Annotated in this window: 6 protein-coding genes; 2 read left to right on the forward strand and 4 right to left on the reverse strand. The window is 62.5% G+C overall.

The window, feature by feature from the left end:
• Positions 1–81: 81 nt before the first annotated feature.
• Positions 82–9,738 carry a NosD domain-containing protein gene (locus JL811_RS19240; RefSeq protein ID WP_202690334.1) on the forward strand — a complete coding sequence of 3,219 codons (9,657 nt, stop codon included), beginning with the start codon at positions 82–84 and terminating at the stop codon, positions 9,736–9,738.
• A 141-nt stretch (positions 9,739–9,879) separates the two neighbouring features.
• Here the strand turns inward: JL811_RS19240 and JL811_RS19245 are convergent, their stop codons facing one another.
• The 4 genes from JL811_RS19245 to gmd are packed head-to-tail and all read right to left on the reverse strand — an operon-like array spanning position 9,880 to position 13,660.
• A complete protein-coding gene (locus tag JL811_RS19245) occupies positions 9,880–10,566 on the reverse strand; it encodes an FkbM family methyltransferase (RefSeq protein ID WP_202690335.1) in 687 nt (228 codons plus the stop codon).
• 54 nt (positions 10,567–10,620) lie between these two features.
• Positions 10,621–11,508 (reverse strand): hypothetical protein, encoded by an 888-nt coding sequence (locus JL811_RS19250; RefSeq protein ID WP_202690336.1) that lies wholly within the window; start codon positions 11,506–11,508, stop codon positions 10,621–10,623.
• A 54-nt stretch (positions 11,509–11,562) separates the two neighbouring features.
• Positions 11,563–12,534, reverse strand: a complete 972-nt coding sequence (fcl, locus tag JL811_RS19255) for a GDP-L-fucose synthase (RefSeq protein WP_202690337.1) — start codon at positions 12,532–12,534, stop codon at positions 11,563–11,565.
• A 4-nt stretch (positions 12,535–12,538) separates the two neighbouring features.
• The gene (gene gmd / locus JL811_RS19260) at positions 12,539–13,660 is read right to left on the reverse strand and encodes a GDP-mannose 4,6-dehydratase (RefSeq protein ID WP_202690338.1); all 1,122 of its coding nucleotides are present in this window, start codon (positions 13,658–13,660) and stop codon (positions 12,539–12,541) included.
• Between the two features lie 293 nt (positions 13,661–13,953).
• On the opposite strand from gmd, the gene JL811_RS19265 reads away from it, so the two are divergent.
• Positions 13,954–17,331, forward strand: coding sequence for an exostosin domain-containing protein (locus JL811_RS19265; RefSeq protein WP_202690339.1), 3,378 nt, complete (start codon positions 13,954–13,956; stop codon positions 17,329–17,331).
• Positions 17,332–17,598 lie beyond the last annotated feature (267 nt).

The following is a 17,598-nucleotide window of genomic DNA, read 5'->3' on the forward strand; positions in this document are numbered from 1 at the left end:
CCGTGCCGCTCGGCAGAAACCGGTTTTTCAACCGGCTCTTTGTGCATGTCTGCAGTGGCCCGCCCAAACATTGAGGACGTCATGGCCACCTATACCGTCAATCCCGCTTCTTTCGACAATATTGATTCATTTCAAACAATTGCGGCGGCCATTGAGGCGGCCGGAACGGGGGATCTGATCATCGTTTCCGATGGCGTTTATGCCAATGTGGTCATCGACAAGGCGGTCACGCTGCAGGCCGAAAACCCCGGTGGTGCGACGATCACCGGACCGGGTGTGAACCAGGGATCAGCGGTGCGGATCGAGGCGGGCATCAATGATGTGACCGTTACGGGGTTCAATATCGAGGCCTCAGCGGGTGATCTTGCCGCCGTCTATGCCGTTGGAAACAATGACGGAATCACGGTCCAGAATAACAGCATCGACGGCGGAACGGCGGGCCATGCCTTCCTGTCGGGCGGGGCAGGCGGTTTCGGGCTGAACAACTCCACGATTTCGGGCAACACGCTGATGGGCGAAGGCACGAGTGGCGGCAACAGTTCGGTCGTCTATATCAACGGCCCTGCCAACCTTCCCGGCATCGTCACCTCGGGCAACAGCATCACCGGCAATACCATCTCGGGCAATCCGGCGGGCGGGCTGCTGCTGGGGGTGGATTCCACCAACGGCACGATCAGCGGCAACAGCTTTGCCGGAACCGCATCCTATGCCCAGCTTGAAGTCTTCGGCGCAGGCAATGTCATCGAGATGAATGATTTCGCCGCCACCGGCCCGTTCTTTGTGGATGGCAGCGGCGATTATGATGCGGCGGCCATCGTTTCGGGCAATTCGGCGCCCGGCGGTGTTATCTATATCGAAGGCAAAAGCGGTTTTTACACCAGCCTGCAGGCGGCCATTGATGCCGCTGCCGATGGCGACACGATCAGTGTCACGCCCGGCGATTATACCGACAGTGCGAATTACAACGGGGCAGACAACACCAATTCCGGGTCAAACCCGGTCGGTCTGCTGATCAACAAGTCGGTGACCATCCAGGGCGTCGATGCGACGGGCACCCCGATCACCGATGCGGCGGATATCGCGGCCACCTTCACCTCGGGCGTGCAGTCGAACTGGGGCACGAACATCCATGTCACCGCAGCGGATGTCACGATCCGCGGGCTGGAGCTGCTGGGCGTCGACAGTCTCGGAAGACCGGTCAACCAGTCGGTCAACAAGGTGATTGAAGTTCTGAAGGGCGGTTTCGTGCTGGAGGCCTCCATCGTCGGTGCCGCCGCAGGGGAAAGCGTCGGTGCAACCGGGTTCGGGGCGATTTATATCGGGGATGAAGGCGCAACCGACCCCTCCGGTTTCCTTTCGGCCATCGACACGGTCACGATTTCCGGCAACAGCATCGGCGGTTCGGTGACCTTCGCCAACGGGGCGGGTTTCGGCGTGCCGGAGATGGATCTGGACTTCACCATCACCGATAACGACTTCACCGCAGGAACCGGGATCGGCGTGCAGGGCCAGATCACCGGCTTCGGCTGGCTGCTGGTTCCGGCACAGGCGCCGACCACGGTGACCGGCAACAGCTTTGCCCCCGGCACCAGCCGCGTGATCCGCGAGATCGAAAGCGATCCTGCCGAGATCCAGATCGACAAGGCCTATATCGAGGATTTCATTGCCAATAATGATGTCGGCGATTTTGCCTATCTGCTGGATGGCATGGGGGACCTGAAACTGATCGCGCAGGGCGGCGGCACGTATTTCAGTGCGGCAATCGATGATCAGGCCAGCGATCTGGGCGCGCTGCAACCCGGCGAAACCCTGGTCACCCAGGATGGCAGCTTTGCTGCCGCCGCGACCGGATCGACCTGGTTCGTGCTGGACGGCCAGTCGCTGCAGGCGGCCATCAATGCCGCCGGGGCCGGGGATACGATCATGGTGGGGGCCGGGACCTATGACGAGAACCTGGTGATCAACAAGGAACTGACCATTCTGGGGCCCAATGCGGGGCAGGCCGGAACGGACGGGGCGCGGGGGGACGAGGCGGTCCTCTCGGGGCTGGTCAGCGTTTCCGGGCCGGGGGCGATCACGCTGGACGGTCTGAAATTCCTCAATGACGAGCCGGTGGGCGCGCGGAGCGGGCTCACGCTTGTCACCGTGGCCTCGGGTGCGGATCATGTCATCACCAATTCAGTCTTTGAAAGTGCGGTCGTCGGCGGCAATACCGGCGGCCTGCATGACGTGGCACTGATGATCAACACCCTGTCCTCGGGCAGTGTCACGGTCACGGACAACCTTTTCGCCGGCGATCCGGACGGAAGCTTCGGCGCCTTCTCGGATGCGGCCTGGGGGCGCGGCATCTATTCCAATGGCGGCGGTGTCGAGACGGTGATCACCGGCAACACCTTCGAAAACACCCGCACGGGTCTTGGTCTCGACAATTACGACAATGACGCCTCGGACGTGTCGGGCAATGCCTTCTTTGCCTCTGGCTCGGGCATCTCGATCGGGCTGCCGACCTCGGGTGAGTTGACCACGATCACCGGCAACGAGTTCACCGATGTCGGCACCGAGTTCAACATGGGGAACCTGACCGGGTCGGTGTCCTTCGATGTGGGCGGCACCGGCAACGTCGCGCTGGACGGCACCACCCCCGGCGTGATGGTCATCAGCAGCGGTTCGGGTGATGACACGATCTATGGCACGGATGGCGTGGATGTCATCACCGGCGGCAATGGCAATGACGTGATCCATGCCGGGGCAGGGGACACGGTCAATGGCGGGGGCGGCGCAAATATCGTGGTGCTTCCCGACGGGCTGACGCCCGAGGATTTCGCCACGATGAGCCTGACCAATGTGGCCGCCGTGACCTATGAAGGCGCGCCTGCCGGAACGCTTTATGTCTTTGAGGGCATGTCGATCCAGGCCGCCGTGGATGCCGCATCGGATGGCGCCACGATCATCGTGGGGCCCGGGACCTATAACGAGACGGTGTCGATCGCGGGCAAGACCGGGCTGACCATCGAGGGCGCGCAGGCCGGGGTTTCGGCAGGCGTCGGCGGCACGCGCAACGGCAACAGCACGGCGGGCGAGACGATCCTGGTCGGCGGCTTCACCTTTGGGGGGGGGGCCAGCACGGTCAATGATTTCGCTGTCGATGGCTTCCGGATCCAGGGCAACGCCTTTTCCAACCTGCGCGTCGGCGGCACGCTGACGATTGAGAACACGATCATCGCCAGCACGATCTCTGGTTCGGCGATCAACCCGATCATTCTGACCGGTTCGCCCGCCGTTGACGTCGTGGTGCGCGGCAACACCTTCCTCGGAAGTCGCGGCGTTTCCATCGAGGATCCGGGCGTCTCCTCGGCCCTCATCGAGGGCAACGTCTTCAACAATACCGCAAGCGGCGTGCTGGCCCTTGCCGACGCCCAGCCGGGCGTGGTGAACGTCACCGGCAACAGCTTTGTGGGCGCGGTCGGGGCGACCATCATCGGTGATGGCAAGACCTTTACCGACAACACCTTCTCGAACTCCACCTTCGGGCTTCGCATCTTCGAAAGCACCGACCACACGGTGACCGGCAACACGTTTAACGGCGCCGGTCTCGGCATCTGGCTGGTCAACGGGGACGGTCCGGATTTCGCGGGCAATACGCTGGAGGACAATACCTTCTCCGGCGCGGGTGCTGCCTTCCTGAACGAAACGGCCATCAATGCCCTGTTCGGCATCAATACCATCGGCGGGGAAGAATTCCTGACCGGCACGCTGGTTCTGGCGGGCAATGGCGCGGTGTTCGCGCCGATCACCGGCACTGTGGTTGGTGAGTTTCTTGTTGGGACGGAGAATGACGATACGTTTTTGGCTTCGGGTGGCAATGACACGCTGGACGGTGCTGGTGGCGATGACACTCTGGACATGACGTCTGCGGGGTCTGGTGGGTCTTTTGTTGATCTGAACGCGGGTCTGGCGTTTTCGACGGCGACGGGGATCGACAGTCTGATCTCGATCGAGAATGTGCGCGGCTCGGCGGGCAATGACGGGCTTTATGGTGATGCGGGCGACAACACCTTCTTTGCCACTGCCGGCGATGACGTGATCGACGGGCGGGAGGGGTCGGATACCTATGATGCCTCCACCGTGACCGCCGATATGGTGGTGGACCTGACCGCCGGCACGGCCACGGGGTCGGGCACGGATGTACTGACCTCGGTCGAGAATGTCGCGACAGGCTCGGGCCATGACGCGGTGACCGGATCGGCGGCCGACAACACCATCGCAACCGGGGACGGGGATGACGTGATCACCCTTGTCGGCGGCGCGGATGTCGTCGATGCCGGGACAGGCTATGACAGCGTGAGCTTTGCCGGGGCGCGCGACGCCTATACCATCACCTGGGACGGCACCACGGCCACGGTCGATGACGGGGCGGGCAATGTCGCCACGATCACCAATGCCGAACAGCTTGATTTCGACGGCAGCAGCGTCTTTCTCGTGGGGCCGGACTCGACCGCCTATACCACGATTGCCGCAGGCATGGAGGCCGCCGGCAATGGTGATGAGGTGATGCTTGCACCGGGGCTTTATGCCGAGGTGGTGGTGGTGAACAAATCCATCACGATCACCGGGGCGGGCAATGGTGACGATCCGGCGACATCGACGATCATCGACCCGGCAGGCAGCCCCGCGCAGGCGGTGAATTTCGTTGGCGGCTCTGCCGGGGCCAGCCTGCAATCGCTGCGCATCACCGGGGCCACGAACGGGATCGATCTGCAAGCGAATGTCGGGGTGGGCGATCTGACCTTCCGCGATATCGCCGTGGTCGACAACGCCACCTATGGCATCAACTTCCGCAATGGCGAGATCGGCGATCTGACTGTCGAGGATTCGGTGATTTCGGGCAATGGCACGGTCGGGCTGCGCATCCCCTCCACCGGCAGCTACGGCACGCTGACCGTCACCGGCTCGACGCTGGAAGACAACGGCACCCATGGTCTGATCACACTGGGCGCGACGGTGGCGAATGTCGTGGTGACCGGCAGCAGCTTTGCCAATAACGGCACCGCCGGGGGTTCTGGCCAGGGGGATCTGATCCTGGGCAACTTCATCGGCAATGCGACCCTGCGCGATCTGGTGATTTCGGGCGATGGCAGCGGCGCGAACGCGCTGCAGTTGCTTGGCATCACCGCAGGCAGCGGGTCCGAGCCCGATCCGCGCAAGGCGGTCGTGCCGGTCGGCACCGTGACCATCGAGAATGTCGAGATCACCGGGACCTATGCCCGCGATGTGGTCCAGATCGGCCGCTATACCGATCTGGACGGGCTTTCCATCGAGGGGCTGGACGTTCAGGCCACGCAGGGGGCAACCCCGGGCTGGGCGCAGGTCTCGTTCTTCAATGTCGGCGGCGATGTCGATCTGGCCGATTACGGCCTTGACGGCGGGCTGCGTGTCACCATCGCCACCAATAACGGCGTCGAATTCGATACCGCGACCAGTGACACCACCGGTGCTGCCCTGACGGGTGGTGACGGGACGGATGTTCTGATCGGTCATGTGCTGGGCGACACGCTGGACGGCGGTGCCGGTGCGGATGCGCTTTATGGCGGGGCGGGCGACGATCTGCTGCTGGTCGACACCGATGACGTGGTGATCGACGGTGGCGACGGCGTTGATATGGCGGTCTTTGCGGCGGGCACCGATGTTGAGGCCGTGCTGGCGATGGAGGCCGGTTTCACCGATGTGGAGGCGATCCGCATCGGCGAGGCGGGCAGTGCGACCTTTGTCGTCTTCGAGGGCATGTCGATCCAGGCAGCCATCGATGCGGCCATGGACGGGGATACGATTGTTCTGGGGGCCGGGGCGTTTGCCGAAAACCTTACGGTCAACAAGCAACTGACGATCATCGGCGCGAATGAGGGTCTGGCGGGCGATGCCATGGGCCGGGGTGCGGAAAGCGCCATCACCGGCGTGATCGACGTGCAGGCCGCGGGCGTTGTTCTCGACGGTCTGCAGGTTCTGCAGGGCGGCGCGATCCTCGGGCAGAATGCGGGCGTCTATGTGCGCGGCACGGCCTCGGATCTGAGCGTGACCAACACCGTCTTCGAACGGGAGGGCGGCTTTGGCACCTTCCGGGGGGTGCTGACCGAAACCGGGTCGGTGACCGGGCTTTCCATCACCGCATCGGCCTTCACGGGCTGGGCCACGGGCCTCTATCTCAATCCCGGCGCGGCAGATGCAACGGTGACCGACAATGTCTTTGACGGCAACAATGTCGGCATCTCGCTGGACGGGCCGGGCACCGGCACTGTCTCGGGCAACAGCTTCGTCAATTCCAGCTTCGAGCATGTCGGGGTCGGCGGGCTTGGTGCCACGGTCGATGCGGGCGCGATCCTCGCGGCGAACGGGTTCGATACGCTGGTGGAGGCCGTCACGATTTACGGGCTCGACGATGGCGGGCAGACCATCACCGGGACGGTCAATGACGATCTGATCCTCGGTGCTGCGGGGCATGACGATATCACCGGCGGTGACGGGGCAGACAAGCTCTATGGCGGGGCGGGCGATGACCTGCTGCGGGCCGATACCGATGACACGGTGATCGACGGCGGTGACGGCTTCGACACCGCCGCCTTTGCCGCGGGCACCGATCTGTCCGATGTCCAGGCGATGGAACCTGTCTTCGAGAGCATCGAACTGGTCCGCATCGGCGAGGCGGGCGACAGCGCCAGCTTCATCGTCTTCGACGGCATGTCGCTGACCGATGCGGCGGATGCGGCGATGGCGGGGGATACGATCCTCTTGGCCGACAACATCACCACGCTGGACCTGTCGGGCACCACTGCGGATGCCACGGTATCGCTGCCGGATGGTGAGGCCAGCAGCGACGATATCGCCACGGTCAGCTTCGGGGCGAATGTGGTCGATGTCATCGGCTCTGCCGGCAATGACGCGATCACCGGCGACGGCCAGGACAACAACCTGATGGGTGCTGCGGGCGATGATGTGATCTTCGGCAGCCTTGGCAATGATACGCTGAACGGCGGCGACGGGATGGATACGGTGTCCTATGCCGCCAGCACGTCGGGTGTCTTTGCCACTCTGCAACTGGGCACCGCCTTCGGCGACGAGATCGGCAATGATCTTCTGGTCAATATCGAGGCGTTGACCGGCGGCAGCGGCAATGACGTGTTCATCGCCTCCAATGCGGGCAATCTGCTGGATGGCGGTGCGGGCAATGACAGCCTTGTCGGCGGCAGCGGCAATGACACGCTGATCGCCGGGGCGGGCAATGACACGCTTTCGGGCGGTGGCGGCACCGATACGGCGGTCTTCGACTTCGCCGTCACCGATTATGTCATCACCCGCGCCGGCGGCACCTATACCATCGTGAAGGATGGCGAGACCAACACCGTTTCGGGGGTGGAACTCTTTGTCTTTGACGGGGTGACCTATGACGTGACCGGTGATGCCGACCTGATCGTGGGCGTGGCGCCGGAGATTGTCTCGGTCAATGAGGCGATGCCGGACGAGGATATGGACCCGGCGACGATCAGCGTCGACGAGAACAGCGCGGCGGGCACTGTCGTGGCGTTGGTCACGGCCTCGGATGCCAATATCGCCACCCTGGGCGATGTGCTGACCTTCACGCTGGAGGATGGCGCGGGCGATCCGCTGACGGGACCCTTCGAACTGGTCAAGACCTCCGACAGCACGGCCGAGATCCGCGTCAATGGCGCGCTCGATTTCGAGATGTCCGGCAGCCATGCGGTGACGGTGCGGATCACCGACAGTCAGGGCCTGTCGGTGACGCAAAGCGTGACCATCGACGTCAATGACGTGAACGAGGCCCCGACCGACATCACCTTCGGCGATGTGACGGCGGGCCTGCCGGATGACACCGAGGGGGCGATTGTCACCACGGTTGCGGTTGTCGATCCGGATATGGGCGACAGCTTCACCTTTGAAACCGACGATGCGCGGTTCGAGGTGGTCGAGCTTCCCGAAGGCTCGGGCACTTTCGTGCTGAAGCTGAAGGAGGGCGAGACGGTCAGCTTCCCGGATGCCGATGAACTGACCATCGCGGTCACCGCGACGGATGCGGGCGGTCTTGAGGTCACGCGCGATATCAGCTTTGCGGTGACCGAGACCAACCAGCCTCCGGGCGGGGGGGGCGGTCTGGGCATCTGGTCGCCCGATCCGGTCGAGGCGGGCAGCCGCCGCGCGGTTCTGGCCCCCGAGGCCGTCGTGACCGATCCCGATGGCGACGATCTGACCTATACGCTGACCGAGGCCCCGTCGGCAGGCCGCTTCTTCCTGGGCAGCACGCTGGTGACGGCGGGCATGGTGCTGAGCGCGGCCGATCTGGCAGCACTGGTCTATGAGGCCCCCGAAGAGGCCGGAGAGCACAATGCCAGTTTCGATGTGTCCGACGGGGTGAACCCGGCGGTGCCGCTGAGCGTGACGCTGACGGTATCAGCGGCTGTGGATGGCCTGCTGACCGGCACGCCGGGGGCCGATCTGCTGGACGGCGCCGCGGGCAATGACACGATTGCGGGCGGTGCCGGGGCGGATACGCTGTTCGGCGGATCGGGCATCGACACGCTGGATTACAGTGCCTCTACCCAAAGTGTCGCAGTGCGGCTGTGGAACCTGACGGCCAGCGGTGGGGACGCAGAGGGCGATGTGATCTCGGGCTTCGAGAACATCATCGGCGGATCAGGCAATGACACATTGACCGGGGACAATGCAGCGAATGAGCTGACCGGTGGCGAGGGGCATGACTTCCTTTTCGCGGTAGGGGGAAATGATCTGCTTTTTGGTGGAAATGGTAATGACTCCCTCTATGGCGGCGCCGGGGCGGATACGCTTTATGGTGGTGACGGCGATGATCTGGTCTATGGCGGCACTGGGGCGGATGTCTTCTATGGCGGGGCGGGCATCGACACCCTGAATTACTTCGACGATCCGGCCGGGGTGACGGTGAACCTTGCCACCGGGACCGGCAGCGGCGGCACAGCATCGGGCGATCTGTTCGAAGGCTTCGAGAATGTCATCGGCGGGGCGGGTCATGACCGTCTGACCGGGGATGCCGGGGCCAATCTGCTGGACGGGGCTGCGGGCAATGACACCATCGCGGGCGGCGCCGGGGCGGATACGATGTATGGTGGCGCCGGGATCGACACGCTGGATTACAGCAGTGATACCAGCGGCATCGCGGTGCGGTTGTGGAACGGGACAGCATTTGGCGGTGACGCCGAGGGCGATGTCTATTCCGGCTTTGAAAACCTGATCGGCGGCTCGGGTAATGACACGCTGAACGGGGATAACGGGGCCAATATCCTGACCGGCGGGGACGGGAATGACTTCCTCTTTGCGGTCAATGGCAATGACATGGCCTATGGTGGCGCCGGCAATGACACGATCTATGGCGGCGCCGGCGATGACACGCTGGAGGGCGGCGCGGGCAATGACCGGCTTTATGGCGATGCGGGGGCGGATACATTCGTCTTCGCCACCGGCCATGGGCAGGACACGATCCTGGGCTTCTCGGCGGCGGAGGACCGGCTGGACCTGTCCTCGGCCCTTGTCGAGGGTCTGGCCAGCGGGGCCGATGTGGTGGCCGAATATGCCAGTGTCACCGGCGCAGGGGTCATCTTCGATTTCGGCGATGGCAACAGCATCCTGTTGCAGGGCGTGACGACCCTGACCGGGTTGGAAGACCGGATCGACATCTTCGGCGATACGCTGCTGTAAAGCGATTTCCCCGCCTGTTGTGTTCAACAGGCGGGGAAATCCACCATGGTTCCTGATCTTCGGCGTATTGACAGGCTCTTAGAAAGAAAAGTTGTCAGAGGAAGAACGGATTTTCACGGCTCAGCCCCAACCAAAATAATATTACGGCTTGAATGTTTCCCATAGATTATAGTCAAATGTGTTGGAAAACATATCAAGTTTGTATTTTTCAACAAGGCTGTCATTCAGGAATACAAGATCCATCTGATTGAGGCGGCCGGAATAATAGCAGATATCAACGATATCGAAGAGCTGAAAGCCGAGCTTGCAAACGGCATTCATGCGATCAAGAAAATTTCTGACCTGAACTTCAATGATGATAACGCTGACTTCATCAGCAATATCCTTGACCCCTTCAAGCACCCTCAACTCGGCCCCGTCGACATCGATCTTTACGAGATACGGACCTTTCAAAGCCTTCTCTTTGACAAGACTGGCCACAGATCTTACCTCGACCTCCCGGATGCGCCCCCCTGTTGGATTTTCAGAAAGTCTTGCATGGGTAATACTTGTGTCTTTCTTGATGCTGCTCAGTTCAAGCGCCATCTTGCCGTCTTTTTCCGCAGCAGCAACATTCACAAGGTCAAAATCTATTCCCAGCTTTGAATAGTTCTTGATGATTGCTTCGTTCCACTCGACAATCGGCTCAATCAGCAGTTGCTTGCAGTGCTTGTATACTGTCATCAATTCGCTTGTGCCGGTCAAGATGCCGACATCAACAACTGTCTCAACGGGCATGCCGATTTCGATGATCTTTTTCAGAGCATCCGTCTTCAAAGGCTTTCTCATGTGTTTGTGTCTTTCCTGCTCTTTGAAGATTGAAACAGATCAGAGAATTTCATGTCAGCTCGAAATCCCCGAATACAGCGTGTCCGAGCCTTCACCGTCAGCTTTGGACAGAAGGATAGGAACCAGCTCATTCGGTTCACCATGCGCATGGCCACGTGGATCATTGAAGAAGACCAGTGAACAATTCCTCAAGGATCGGGGACGGATTGAGCCAGAGTCATTCGTGAAGAGTTCAGGCAGATGGAGGCTCATGTGATGCTGGTCATCCAGACATTGCGCATAGACGATCCTGCTATCTTCAATTCTATCGACATGAAATCTGACCTCGTTTCTTTCCGGAAAACGAGCGGAAAATTCATCGACGCTGACACCAGAAAAGAACTCTCCCAAATAATCCTTCAGGCTGTTTCCATTAAAGGAAGACAGTCTGGTCTGTGGATTGATCACGATGGCTTTGGCTGAGGGGATCTCGCTCAGGGCACGCAGGGAAGCAAATCCACCGCCTGAGCTTCCATAGAATACAATATTGCTATGATCAATTCCTACATTTCTGGCTACCGCCCGGAAGATATCACACATGGCGGAGTTCAGGTCGGATGACTGATCGCCAATATACCAACCAAGAGGCAAGGTGCTGGACCTTTTCAGTGTCGGGTCGGAAATATATAAGGCATGCCCCGGAAATTGATCATGCCAGCTCCATCTGTGAAAGACTGGCAGTGTGAATGCCTTGCGATTTGCCGCCCCTGAAAAGAATATAAAAAGTTTTTTGCCTCCGGCGGGGTTCAGGAAAAGGGCAAGGTCATGCTCAACGCCGTGATGCTGAATTTTATAGATTGCACTGTGATCTATTGCGGACAGTTCAGTCACTTTAACTGTGCCCAACTCCTTTATGTTGATCGCTGAATGCTTTCCGTTGGTAAATTTGGGTGCGTTGGCCATGCAAACCTGCCTTCCTCAATCATCCACTCACATCCTTGTGGCTTTGGTTTCACCTCACCCCCGCAGATCCGCCCCGCCATCGCGGAACCACGCATAAGTCCCGGCTATCCCCTCTTCCAGCCCGATCCGGGCCTGCCAGCCCATGCCGGTCAGACGGCTGACATCCATCAGCTTGCGCATCGTGCCATCGGGTCTGCTGCTGTCAAAGCTGATTTTTCCGGTAAATCCGGTCACCCCTGCCACCAAATGCGCCAGATCCGCGATGCTGATGTCGCGGCCCGTGCCGACATTGATATGGCTCAGCATCGGGCTTGTATTGGCGGCGTAAACCGCCCGGGGCAGGTCCTGCACGAAAAGCGAGGCCTCGGCCATATCGTCCACATGCAGGAATTCGCGCATCGGGCGGCCCGAGCCCCAGATCACCACCTCATCGCGCGCCTCGCGCACCGCCTCATGGAAGCGGCGGATCAGGGCGGGCAGGACATGAGAGTTTTCGGGGTGGAAATTGTCGCCCGGCCCGTAAAGGTTGGTCGGCATGACCGAGCGGTAATCGGTGCCATGCTGGCGGTTATAGCTTTCACAAAGCTTGATGCCCGCGATCTTGGCAATCGCATAGGGTTCATTCGTGGGCTCCAGAACGCCCGTCAGCAGCGCCGCCTCGGCCATGGGCTGCGGGGCCTCGCGCGGATAGATGCAGCTTGATCCCAGTTGCAAAAGATGGCGCACCCCGGCGGCAAAGGCCTGATGGATGACGTTGCATTCGATCATCAGGTTTTCATAGATGAAATCGGCCGGATAGGTGTTGTTGGCATGGATGCCGCCGACCCGTGCCGCGGCAAGGATCACCATATCGGGCCGCGTTCCGGCCATGAAATCGCGCACCTGTCTCTGGTCCGTCAGGTCCAGTTCGGCATGGGTCCGGGTGATCAGGTCCAGCGCCTCACCCGCGGCCTTGCGCGCCTCAAGGCGGCGCAGGATCGCCCCCCCCACCATGCCGCGATGGCCCGCGATATAGATCTTGCGCATCGGATCAGCCCTCCAGGCTTACCGGGACATCATGCCCGTGCGCCTGCAGCAGCGCATGGCGCTGCGCGGCCTTCAGATCCGCCGCCACCATCTCGGCACACATCTCCTGCGCGGTGATCTCGGGCACCCATCCCAGCCGCGCCTTGGCCTTGGACGGATCGCCCAGCAGGGTTTCCACCTCGGCCGGGCGGAAATAGCGCGGGTCGATCCGCATCACCACATCGCCCGGTTTCACCGCCGGGGCGCGGTCGCCGGTCACGGCCGCCACGGTGGCGGTCTCATTGAGGCCGCTGCCGGAGAACTCCAGCGTGAGGCCCAGTTCCGCCGCCGACCATGTGATGAAGTCGCGCACCGAATACTGCACCCCGGTGGCGATGACGAAATCCTCGGGCGCCTCCTGCTGCAGCATCATCCATTGCATGCGGACATAGTCCTTGGCATGGCCCCAGTCGCGCAGGGCGTCGATATTGCCCATGTAAAGACAGTCCTCGAGGCCCTGGGCGATATTGGCCAGACCCCGGGTGATCTTGCGGGTCACGAAGGTTTCCCCCCGCCGCGGGCTCTCATGGTTGAAGAGGATCCCGTTGCAGGCATAGATCCCGTAAGCCTCACGGTAGTTCACCGTGATCCAGTAGGCATACATCTTGGCCACCGCATAGGGGCTGCGGGGATGGAAGGGCGTGGTTTCGGTCTGCGGGATCTCCTGCACCAGCCCGTAAAGTTCCGAGGTGGAAGCCTGATAGAAGCGGGTTCTGGTCTCCAGTCCCAGAAAGCGGATCGCCTCCAGCAGCCGCAGCGTGCCCATGGCATCGACATCGGCGGTATATTCGGGCGCCTCGAAACTGACCGCGACATGGCTTTGCGCACCGAGGTTGTAAACCTCATCGGGCTGCACTTCCGACAGGATGCGGGTCAGGTTGGAACTGTCGCTCAGATCGCCGTAATGCAGCTTGAGGCGCTGATGGCTCTGGTGCGGATCCTGATAGATATGGTCGATCCGCTGGGTGTTGAACAGCGAGGCGCGGCGCTTGATGCCATGCACCTCATAGCCCTTTTCCAGCAGGAATTCTGCAAGATAAGAGCCGTCCTGCCCGGTAATCCCTGTAATCAAGGCCGTTTTCGTCATGTCAAATCCCGTCTGCCAGAACCATTTACCTCCCCCGCGCGGCCCGGTTCCGGCCTGCCCGGCAAAGGCAGGTCCGGCGCCGGTGGCAAGGACCCTTGGCCAGCCATAGCAACTGCATCACAGCCCGGCAACCGCCGCCCGCCCCCGGTTTCCGCCCGGTTTCCCCTGCCGGCCCGCTTCCGCTCATGCGCGGGCGGCCCGGACCGTCCCGGTTGCAGCATCGCGGTGCAGTTGCTAGAGCGGAAAGAACACGACATTTTCCTTCCGGCATTGATCACAGGCACAGCATTGACATGACCCCGACCGTTTACGTCGTGACGCCCAGTTTCAATGCGGCAGCAACCATCGACCGCACCATCGCAAGCGTGCTGTCGCAGGCGGGGGATTTCCGCATCCGCTATCATGTGCAGGATGGCGGCTCGACCGATGGTACGCTGGAGCGGATCGCGGTCTGGAAGGCGCGGCTGGCGGCTGGCGGCCTGCCGCGATTGTGCCACGGGATCCGCTTCAGCCATGCCTCGGAGCCGGATCGGGGCATGTATGATGCGCTGGTCCGGGGCTTTGCGGGCCTCAACGCGGCCAGCGATGACTTCATGACCTGGATCAATGCCGATGACCTCCTGATGCCCGGGGCGCTGGCGATGGCCGCGGGGTTCGGCCGGCAGTTCACGGCGGCGGAACTGTCCTGGTTCGGGGGCATGGTCTGCACGCTGCGCGACGATATTCCCAACCACTGCTTTGACCGCCCCGCCCCGCGTGAGGCGCTGCGGCTGGGTCTGTGCGACGGGGTCCACTGGCCCTTTCTGCAGCAGGAGGGAACCTTCTTTCGCAAATGGCTCTGGTCCGCGACGGATCCGGAACAGAATGTCGCCTCGCTGCGCCTTGCCGGGGACTGGAACCTCTGGCGGCTGATGGCCGAAAAGGCGAGCCTTGCGCAGGTGACGGTCCCGCTTGGCGCGCGCCGTCTGTCGGCGGGGCCCATGGCCCCCCTGCCGTGCGATGGATACAAGGCAGAGCTGGATGGCATTCTGGACCCGGTGCTGCGCCGTGCAGATTTTGAAAGCTTCTGTGCCGCAGGCCCGGTCCTGCGCCGCCGGATTAGGACCGGAGAGGGTGACAGCTTCAAGATCGTCGAGGAATGCGTCGACGACTTCGCGCAGAAACGCCACCTGAGCATTTCAACCGATGCCCTTTGGCGGGACCGCGCGCAGCCCGATGAAAGAGAGGTCGCGAACAGCAAGGCCATCGCCTGTTCGCCCGTTGATCCACAAGGGGCCTCTCCGGTTATCGCCGGACATGTCCAGCGCCAGCCCGGCCTGATCGCGCTGGATCTGGACTGGCAGTTTCCGGCGATCACCGAACAACATGCCTTCCGCCGTCTGGCCGCCGGGCAGGGCAGAGGGCAGGGGGGCCAGTATATCGCCTACCCTTGGGCCACGCTGATCGACAAGATCCAGAAGAATACCCCCGATGCCGATCTGCATCTCGACCGGTTCGAACAGTTCTGCGCCCTGCTGCCCGAGGGCGGCAGGAAGATCACCGTCTGCCAGCATATCCATGGCCGCAAACTGACCGATCTTTTCCGTCAGGCGGGCATCACCGATGTCTTCTGGTCCCATGCCACCCCTGAGGATGCAGCGGCATCCGCTGCGGGGGCAGGGGAGGACGATCTGCGCATTCACCCTTTCCCGCTTTATCCGGTGCAGGTGCCTGCCGCCCTGCCCGAAGCGGGCCCCGATGCCGATGCCACCCCGCGGCCTTATCTTTTCTCTTTCATCGGGGCGCGGGCGAACCAGTATTACCTGACCGAGGCGCGCAACTGGATCCTCGATCTGCTGAAGGACGATCCGCGCGGCCTGATCCTCGGGCGGGACAGCTGGCATTACCAGAAAGTGGTCTATGAGCTGCAGATCAAGGGCGCTGCCACGCAGGACGACGCACCGGCCCTTGTCGATGTCTCGGCCTCGGACCAGTTCCGCGCCTCGCTTTTGCAATCGACCTTCTCGCTGTGTCCGGCCGGTTCGGGGCCCAATTCCATCCGGCTTTGGGAATCGCTGGGGGCGGGGGCCATTCCGGTGATCCTGGCCGACAGCTGGGCCCCGCCCGGCGACCGGCGGCTGTGGGACATGGCAGCGGTGTTCTGCCGGGAAACCCCCGAGGATATCCGCGCCCTGCCTGACCGTCTGGCCGCCCTTGCCGCCGATCCCGTGCGGCTGGCGCAGATGCGTCATGCCATGCGCCAGCTCTGGCTGCTTTACGGCCCCGATGCCTTTGTCACCGATATCGAGGCGCTGCTGCTGGATGAGACCGGAACGCCCGGTCTGCCCGTGACCTCTGGTCCGGGCGGGGCAGGGGACGCGCTGGCCGATGCGCTGGCCCGGCAGGATGGCGCGGGTCTGCTGCAGGCCAGCGCCGGGGCGCTGCTGCTGGATCCTGCGGCCATGCTGGCGCGCCTGGCGGCAGATGCGATGCTGGCCCGGGCGCTGGACGCAGCGCTGGAAAAGGCCGGGTCCGGGACGGGGTCTGCGCCGCTGGCCGCCCATTACGATGCCGTGCTGGCCCATGCCCGCCGCAAGGTCCCTGCCGCCGTTGCAGACACCCCCGTTCCGGCAATACCGGCGCTGCAGCGGGGGGCGGTGCCGAAAATCTGCCTTTTCGGCAAACATGCCAACCGCACCCCGCTCAGCTATGCGCCGATCCGGCGCCTGATCGGGGACCGCCTGCAGGAGGTGGACAACCCCGCCGCGGCGGATCTGGTGATTGCGGGGTTCAATATCGACCTGCGGGACGCAATCGAAACCCTGCATCCGCTGCTCGGGGCTGGACCGGGCCCGAAGGTGCCCCCGAAATTCGCCGTGATCTCGGAAGAACCGCTTTGGGACATCACATGGAGCGGGCCCTTCACCGGTTCTGCGGGCAGGATCTCGGCCAGAGGGCTGGAAATTCCCTATGCCTTTCTCGGGCATGAGACCTCGGCGGTCTATGACTTCCGCCGGATCCCCTATTTCGTGCTGACCGCGAACAGCTATGCCATCCGCTATGCCAGCCTGATGGCCCGTTTTGCCACCCTGTCGCCTGCCGCGCTTGTGGAACGCTGGAACCGCGCCCCGGTCAGGGCGGCCTTCTTTGCCGAATACCGCAAGGGCGAGACCTTTGCCCGCAGCTGGCCCGAGCGCGATGTGGCGGGGCTGAGCAGCTATCGCACCGAGGTCGCCGAAGCGATGACAGGCCGGGGCGTGCTGCGCATGGGCAAGGGCTGGGGGGAGGCGGGGCCGCGCCAGGCCCTGCCCGACTGGCATCTGGACAAGCTGGCGCATCTGGACGGACGCACGCGGATGCTTGCCGCCTTCGAGAATGTCCATCAGCGGCACTATATCTCGGAAAAGATCTTCGATGCTTTCGCTATCGGTGCGGTGCCGGTCTATTGGGCCGGCCCGCAGCACCGCATTTTCGATCTGGTGCCGGCGGGGGCGCTGCTGAACTGCCATGGGTTCGGCAGTCCGGCAGCGGCGACGCAGATCGCCGAATTCACCCCCGATACCGCCTTTGCCGAGGCCTGGCTGGCAACCTGTTCCCGGCTTGCGGCACTGTTCGGCGACAGGCAGGTCATTCAGGAAGAGCGCCGCCGCGTCTCGGACGCCCTGCTGCAGGCGGTTGAGGCGCTGGTCTGATCGCCGCCTTTTATCGGGTCTGGATGCAGAAATCAGCCACTCATGCGGCGTCCCGCAGGGCTGGCAATCCCCCTGTCCTGTGAGCCGCCGCCGGTATCAAGCATCCCCCGGCGGCCCGTTCAGCATGGCGTCACAGCAGGAAATCCCCCGCCGTCACCCCCGCCCCGACCCCTGGCGCGCCGGTCAGTTCCAGCACCCAGTCGGCGGCACCATCGCCGTTCTGATCGCCGATCAGAAGACCCCCGGCGGCGAAGTGGTAGAATGAGG

It is taken from the genome of Szabonella alba, assembly GCF_016765775.1.
Taxonomy (GTDB): Bacteria; Pseudomonadota; Alphaproteobacteria; order Rhodobacterales; family Rhodobacteraceae; genus Szabonella; species Szabonella alba.

What these genes read in the sequence shown, in the direction of transcription:
- JL811_RS19245 (WP_202690335.1), bottom strand. Translation starts at nt 10,566, where the DNA reads ATGAGAAAGCCTTTGAAGACGGATGCTCTGAAAAAGATCATCGAAATC.
- JL811_RS19250 (WP_202690336.1), bottom strand. Translation starts at nt 11,508, where the DNA reads ATGGCCAACGCACCCAAATTTACCAACGGAAAGCATTCAGCGATCAAC.
- fcl (WP_202690337.1), bottom strand. Translation starts at nt 12,534, where the DNA reads ATGCGCAAGATCTATATCGCGGGCCATCGCGGCATGGTGGGGGGGGCG.
- JL811_RS19240 (WP_202690334.1), top strand. Translation starts at nt 82, where the DNA reads ATGGCCACCTATACCGTCAATCCCGCTTCTTTCGACAATATTGATTCA.
- JL811_RS19265 (WP_202690339.1), top strand. Translation starts at nt 13,954, where the DNA reads ATGACCCCGACCGTTTACGTCGTGACGCCCAGTTTCAATGCGGCAGCA.
- gmd (WP_202690338.1), bottom strand. Translation starts at nt 13,660, where the DNA reads ATGACGAAAACGGCCTTGATTACAGGGATTACCGGGCAGGACGGCTCT.